The sequence below is a fragment of the Arsukibacterium sp. genome (genome assembly GCF_033722355.1).
Lineage (GTDB): Bacteria > Pseudomonadota > Gammaproteobacteria > Enterobacterales > Alteromonadaceae > Alishewanella.
On sequence record NZ_JAWVZF010000161.1, the window covers coordinates 1 to 6,167 of the forward strand.

8 protein-coding genes are annotated in these 6,167 nt (G+C 52.1%); all 8 read left to right on the forward strand.

Annotation, left to right across the window (positions count from 1 at the left end; all coding sequences use genetic code 11):
• Positions 1-206 (forward strand): hypothetical protein (locus R3177_RS12350; RefSeq protein WP_318971334.1); only part of this gene is annotated, 206 nt, incomplete at its 5' end.
• Positions 207-217: 11 nt separating this feature from the next.
• Positions 218-1,024, forward strand: coding sequence for a putative hydro-lyase (locus tag R3177_RS12355; RefSeq protein WP_318971335.1), 807 nt, complete (start codon positions 218-220; stop codon positions 1,022-1,024).
• A 119-nt stretch (positions 1,025-1,143) separates the two neighbouring features.
• A complete protein-coding gene (locus tag R3177_RS12360; RefSeq protein WP_318971336.1) occupies positions 1,144-1,419 on the forward strand; it encodes a DUF3297 family protein in 276 nt (91 codons plus the stop codon).
• Between the two features lie 202 nt (positions 1,420-1,621).
• Positions 1,622-2,359: a 5-oxoprolinase subunit PxpA gene (locus R3177_RS12365; RefSeq protein ID WP_318971337.1), complete on the forward strand. Its 738-nt coding sequence runs from the start codon at positions 1,622-1,624 to the stop codon at positions 2,357-2,359.
• 14 nt (positions 2,360-2,373) lie between these two features.
• Positions 2,374-3,078, forward strand: coding sequence for a 5-oxoprolinase subunit PxpB (pxpB, locus tag R3177_RS12370; protein ID WP_318971338.1), 705 nt, complete (start codon positions 2,374-2,376; stop codon positions 3,076-3,078).
• Entirely contained in the window at positions 3,075-4,088 is a 1,014-nt protein-coding gene (locus R3177_RS12375) for a biotin-dependent carboxyltransferase family protein (RefSeq protein ID WP_318971339.1), read from the forward strand. The genes pxpB and R3177_RS12375 overlap by 4 nt, the downstream gene beginning before the upstream one ends.
• Entirely contained in the window at positions 4,078-4,926 is an 849-nt protein-coding gene (locus R3177_RS12380) for a glutamate cyclase domain-containing protein (RefSeq protein WP_318971340.1), read from the forward strand. The genes R3177_RS12375 and R3177_RS12380 overlap by 11 nt, the downstream gene beginning before the upstream one ends.
• A 150-nt stretch (positions 4,927-5,076) precedes the next feature.
• Complete coding sequence (locus R3177_RS12385; RefSeq protein ID WP_318971341.1) at positions 5,077-5,943, forward strand: D-amino acid aminotransferase; 867 nt, start codon at positions 5,077-5,079, stop codon at positions 5,941-5,943.
• Positions 5,944-6,167: the final 224 nt, after the last annotated feature.

The following is a 6,167-nucleotide window of genomic DNA, read 5'->3' on the forward strand; positions in this document are numbered from 1 at the left end:
ACCTGGAAATTCGTGGCCCCGGCGAGCTTTTGGGCACCCGCCAGACTGGCCTGTTACAGTTTAAAATTGCCGATATCAACCGTGATGCAGAGCTTATTCCACATGCCCGGCAACTGGCCGCTAAACTATGGCAACATGACAAAAGCGCTTGTCAGCAACTTATCCGGCGTTGGCTGGCCAACAAAGATATCTACGGTAATGCCTGAGGAAAAACCAAATGAACGTGATAAGCCCTCATATCCAGTCACTTAGCCCGCTGCAAATACGCCAGCAGTGTCGCAGTGGTCAGTTCAGTGGCAGCACCTCCGGGCTGGCACCGGGGTTTGTCCAGGCCAATATGGTCATTTTGCCAAAGCAATATGCCGCCGATTTTTTGCAATTTTGCCATTTCAACCCTAAACCCTGCCCGTTACTGGGTATGGCAGCAGGCCCCGGTGCCACCGATATGCCTGCACTGGCAGCACAGCTGGATATCCGTAGCGACTTACCCAGATACCGGGTTTTTCGAAACGGTAAGCTGAGCAATGAGGTGACTGATGTCGCATCGTACTGGCGGGAAGATCTGGTCACGTTCCTGATTGGCTGCTCTTTCTCGTTTGAAGAAGCGCTACTGGCCGATGGTCTGGAAATCCGCAATATTACCGAACAGGTTAATGTCCCCATGTACCGCACTAATATCAATTGTACTGCTGCAGGCGTGTTTCACGGCGGTATGGTGGTTAGTATGCGGCCAATGAAACCCGCTGACGCTATCCGCGCCATTCAGATTTGCTCACGTTTCCCGCAGGTGCATGGTGCGCCGGTGCACTTTGGCGATCCGGCCGCTATTGGTATCAGCAATATCGATAAACCCGACTACGGTGATGCGGTAACGATACAACCGGGTGAAGTACCGGTGTTCTGGGCCTGTGGTGTTACCCCGCAGGTGGCCATTGCCAATGCCGGCGTCGAATTCTGTATTACCCACAGTCCGGGCCATATGCTGATAACCGATATCCCCAACAGCAAACTGTCGGTGTTTTAAACCGAAGCGGGTTTTCAGCTGCAGCCGGTGTTCCTTGAGTATGTTTGTTGCGAACACTATTGAGCCGCCTGCCGGCTTTGCCTACAATGGCGTACATTTTCTTTATTAAGGCTCAAGCCATGAATGATACAACCACTTCGGAACCGGTAAATGACGATCAGGGCCGTCCGGCCTTACCCGACCGGCTGTCGGTTAACCCGCGCAGCCCGCATTATGTAAAAGACATTTTTCAATACGATGTGGGTATTAAACTCAACGGTAAAGAACGCTTTGATATAGAAGAATATTGTATCAGCGAAGGCTGGGTAAAAGCAGCTGCTGCCAAAGCACTGGACCGGCGTGGCCAACCGTTATTAATGACGTTAAAAGGCCGGGTTGAGGCGTTTTATCGTTAATCGTCTCAGCTACCTCTGCGGTAACCCGCGGCTGCGGGTTACTGGTATTAGCAGCCTTTATTGCTAGTTTCAGTAATACCTTACCCCGGGCTATTGCTTATTGGCCCGACAACATGAATAATTTATTCCTTAGCCGTTATTATTCCGGAAAACATTACCACTATGATCTATCGCTTATAGCGATATTGCCATAGGAGGCAGCATGCTACTGAATTGCGATTTAGGCGAAAGTTATGGCAGCTGGACCATGGGCCTCGACAGCGAGGTTATGCCGTATATCGACCAGGCCAATATTGCCTGTGGTTTTCATGCCGGCGACCCGGACGTGATGCAGCGCACTTTGCAACTGGCCAAGCAGCATGGTGTACAAGTGGGGGCTCACCCCGCTTATCCTGATTTAAACGGCTTTGGCCGGCGCAGTATGCAGTGCTCACATAACGAAATTATAAACCTGTTGCACTATCAAATTGCTGCGCTGGACGGTATGGCACTGGCGCAGGGTGTCAGCCTGAGCTACGTAAAACCCCATGGCGCACTGTATAACGATATGATGAGCAAACCGGCCGTCTGGCAGGCCGTGGTGCAAGCTATCGCCAGCTACCACAAACCCCTTAAGTTAATGCTGCTGGCCGATAATAACCGCCACACTTACCGCACTCAGGCAGCCGCACTTAAGGTTGAGTTGCTATTTGAAGCCTTTGCTGACCGGCGCTACACCGATGAAGGCAGACTGACCCCACGAAGCGCCAGCGGTGCCGTATTGCATGGTACCGACGTGCTGACCCAGGTTAGTGAGTTAATTAATGATGGCAGTGTCACCACCAGCAGTGGCCAGCGCTTGGCACTAAATGCCGACACGCTGTGTGTGCATGGCGATAACCCGGGTGCCATTGAGCAGGTAGCACAAATCCGCGCCTTGTTAAGCCGGACACCGGCATAAATCTGGGCACTGATATGAACACTAACCTGACAGCACCGCTTTACCAGCTAACCGTTGCCGGCGAAAATGCGGTGATGGTGTATTTTGAACAAAAGATGGCGGCCGGTATTGCAGGTTTAGTCCAGCAGGCAGGCCCACTTATCCGCGACACCCTGGGTTCTCACCTGCTGGAGCTGCTGCCCTCGTATGCCTCAGTAATGGTGGTATTTAATCCCTTTAGTTGCGATCATTTTACTGTGCAACACTTGCTGCAACAGGCGCTAAATCAGCTGACCACTGGCGAACAGCAAGCGGGCCGACGCGTTGAATTACCGGTGTATTACAGCGAGCAAAGTGGCCCTGATCTGGCACTGATAGCCAAAACCAAACAGCTGACAATTGACGAAGTGATTAAACTGCATCAGCAGCAGGTTTACCGGGTATATGCTATTGGCTTTGCCCCGGGCTTTGCCTACCTTGGCGAAGTTGCCGAGCAACTGGCAATGCCGCGTTTAGCCACACCGCGCGCAAAGGTACCACGTGGTGCGGTGGCCATTGCCGACCGCCAGACTGCCGTGTATCCGGCCGTATCACCCGGCGGCTGGAATTTAATTGGGCTGTGCCCGACGCCGATGTTTCAGCCCGAGCAGCAACCCGCGATGCCGGTAGCCGTAGGCGACGAAGTGCAGTTTGTTGCTATCAGCAAACAGCAGTTTTTAGCTTTAGGTGGCCAGTTATGAGCCATTTTGAAGTACTAAACCCCGGCGTGCTGAGTCTTATCCAGGACAGGGGCCGTTTTGGCCAGAGCGCGCTTGGCCTGACCAATGGCGGGCCGCTTGATGCTGGCTCTGCCCAATGGGCCAATGCACTGGTAGGAAATAACGCAGAGGCGCTGCCAGCTGACAGCCCCGATCCCAGTCTGATAGAGTGTACTATTGGCGGCCTGCAGCTACGGGCTCATTGTACGGCGACTTTTGCAGTTACCGGCGCCAGCCTTAGCTTAACAATAAATGGTAAAGCCAGCGCCCTGTGGCAAAGTCATACTGTGCAAAGCGGCGACATCATAGAGCTTGGTATGGCAAATCAGGGTTTACGAGCCTATCTGGCCGTCGCAGGCGGATTTTCGATACCGCACCAGTTTGGCAGCAGTGCCACGGTAATGCGCGAGGGCATTGGTGGTCTTTATCAGAACGGTGCTAAGCTGCAAACCGGCGATAAATTACCGGTAACGCCCGGTGCGGTGCTGCCCGCCCGGCAACTGGCAGCATCTTTTCAACCCGGCTTTGATTTCAGCAGGGGGCTGACCCTGCGCCTCGTCGAAGGGTATCAGCAGCAGTTATTCAGCAGAACAGCATGTCAGCGGTTTTATCTTAATAGTTTTACTGTCACCCCAAAAGCCGACCGGATGGGGGTTAAACTCAGCGGCCCTGCCATCAGCTGCAACACCGCGAATCTGCTATCTGAAGGCATTTGTTACGGCGCTGTGCAAATTCCGCCCGACGGCCAGCCAATAGTGCTGTTAAATGATCGGCAGACGCTCGGCGGCTATCCGAAGATCGGCAGCGTACTGTCACTCGACTGCTGGCAACTGGCACAGGCTGCACCCGGCACTGTCGTGCAGTTTGTCAAAATTGACCCGCAGCAGGCGCATAATGCGCTGCTGCTGGCCCAGGCCCGGTTTCAGCGACAGTTAGCCACGCTTAGCGGTACGCCCTGTCCCCGGCAAAGCGGAGCAGCCAATGGCCAATGATTTGCGTTATGTCAGTCAGCAGATAGAAAACCTGCTAGTGGCCCGTAATTTAAGAGGTATGCAACTGCTGCAGCAACAGCTGCGCCCCGGTTATATCCTGCGTGTCGCCAGACTGCTGAACCAGTGCCGGGGCACAGTATTGATTGGCACCGGCTTTCCGGTACTCGATACTTTCGAAACCGATGGCCCGGTCGGCGCTATTGCCCTGTATCAGTTGCTGGAGCAGCTGGGCGCCAAGCCGATACTGGTCAGCGGCGATCCACTTTGCAAGGTCCTCGCCAGCCGCTATCGTACTTATCAGATTAGGGTGAATCAGCAGCAAAACCTGCCGGTAATCGCCAGCCAGGCGCTGGCAGAGCTGCAACCACAATTAATTATCTCTATTGAACGGCCCGGCTTTACCAGCGATGGCCGCTACGCCAATATGCGCGGCGAAGATATTACCGAACGCTGCGCCAGTTTTGACCATTTTGTCAGCCTGGCCGCCTGCCCCACTATTGGCATTGGCGATGGCGGCAATGAAATAGGCATGGGTAATATGGCAGCGTTTTTAGGCCAGCTGAATATTACCCCGGCAGTAACCGAGTGTGACGAACTGGTGGTTGCCGACGTGTCTAACTGGGCAGCCTGGGGTATTATTGCCATGGTATCGGTACTACAGGGCCGTGATTTATTAGCAGGTGCTGATCCGCTGGCTATTTTGCAGTTTTTATCCGACAACGGCAGTGTTGATGGCGTAACCCGGCTTAATACCTTAACCGAAGATGGCCTGGCTCATACTGAAGGCGAGCAACTGATTAGTGATTTGCAAAAGCTTTTGATGACGTACCAGAAATAGAATCGGCTTACCCTAAACCAACCGTTGCAGGCCTGGACGGCCGAATCGAGCCTACAGGGATGTATTTACGGCGTGTTGGTGTGGGTAAACCGGTTCGGTTTCATTGCCAGATTGTCGTTTCCGCACAACCGTTTTTAAAGTGAGAACAGCATGAGCATAGTGTATTTAAATGGCGACTTTATCCCGGCAAGCGAAGCCAGAATCTCGCCAATGGACCGTGGCTTTTTATTTGGCGACGGCATTTACGAAGTGATCCCAAGCTATAACGGCCGTTTTGTTGGTTTTAAGCCGCATATCGCCCGGATGCAGGATGGCTTGTCCCAGCTGTCGATTGACCCAGGCCTTAACCTTGCCGACTGGCAAGCCATTTGCCAGCGCCTGCTAACCGATAATCAGCACATTAATGGCGACAATCAGGCAGTATATATTCAGGTTAGCCGTGGTACCGACAGCAAACGCAACCATGCGTTTCCGGCCAATATCAAAGCCACGGTATTTGCCTATGCCTTCCCAATTGCTGCTGAGCCGGTAGCTGATAAAAGTAAAGCCACTACCTATAATGTGGTAACGGGGCAAGACTTACGCTGGCAGCGCTGCCATATTAAATCTACCTCCTTGCTGGGTAATGTGCTGCATTATCAGCAGGGTTACGCCAGTGGTGCCCAGGAAATTCTGCTGTTTGATAAAGATGGCAACTTAACCGAAGGCGCCGCAGTAAATGTCTTTGTAATAAAAAACGGCGTTATTGCCACGCCGCCGCTTACCACTAAACTACTGCCGGGTATAACCCGCTTATTACTACTAAATATTCTGCGTAAACACAGCAACATTAAAGTAGAAGAGCGCGATATTTCCGAGCAGGAAGTGTTCGCCGCTGATGAAATCTGGCTGACCAGCTCCAGCAAAGAAATTGCCCCGGTGTTAAAAGTAAACGAGCATACCGTGGGTTCAGGTGAAGTTGGTGATATCTGGCTGGCCGCCCAACAGCTGTTCAGCCAATACAAGTATGATGAGTGAGCGAATTTGCTATGCGCTTTTGAAACCGGCACGATCAATCCACAGGATCCTGCGATCAAAATCGGTGTCAATTTCGCCAGCAACCGTAAAATAAATTTAAAAACTAATACCTTTGTACTATACAAAACAGCAGTTAAAAACTATCAGAAAAAACTATTTTTTCAATCTTGATAATAAGTTAGATTATTTTCGTACAATTATTAACATTTAGCTTGCGCTGGCCT

Excerpts from the sequence above, each read along its gene's own strand:
- R3177_RS12355 (WP_318971335.1), top strand. The coding sequence starts at position 218 with ATGAACGTGATAAGCCCTCATATCCAGTCACTTAGCCCGCTGCAAATA.
- R3177_RS12360 (WP_318971336.1), top strand. The coding sequence starts at position 1,144 with ATGAATGATACAACCACTTCGGAACCGGTAAATGACGATCAGGGCCGT.
- R3177_RS12365 (WP_318971337.1), top strand. The coding sequence starts at position 1,622 with ATGCTACTGAATTGCGATTTAGGCGAAAGTTATGGCAGCTGGACCATG.
- pxpB (WP_318971338.1), top strand. The coding sequence starts at position 2,374 with ATGAACACTAACCTGACAGCACCGCTTTACCAGCTAACCGTTGCCGGC.
- R3177_RS12375 (WP_318971339.1), top strand. The coding sequence starts at position 3,075 with ATGAGCCATTTTGAAGTACTAAACCCCGGCGTGCTGAGTCTTATCCAG.
- R3177_RS12380 (WP_318971340.1), top strand. The coding sequence starts at position 4,078 with ATGGCCAATGATTTGCGTTATGTCAGTCAGCAGATAGAAAACCTGCTA.
- R3177_RS12385 (WP_318971341.1), top strand. The coding sequence starts at position 5,077 with ATGAGCATAGTGTATTTAAATGGCGACTTTATCCCGGCAAGCGAAGCC.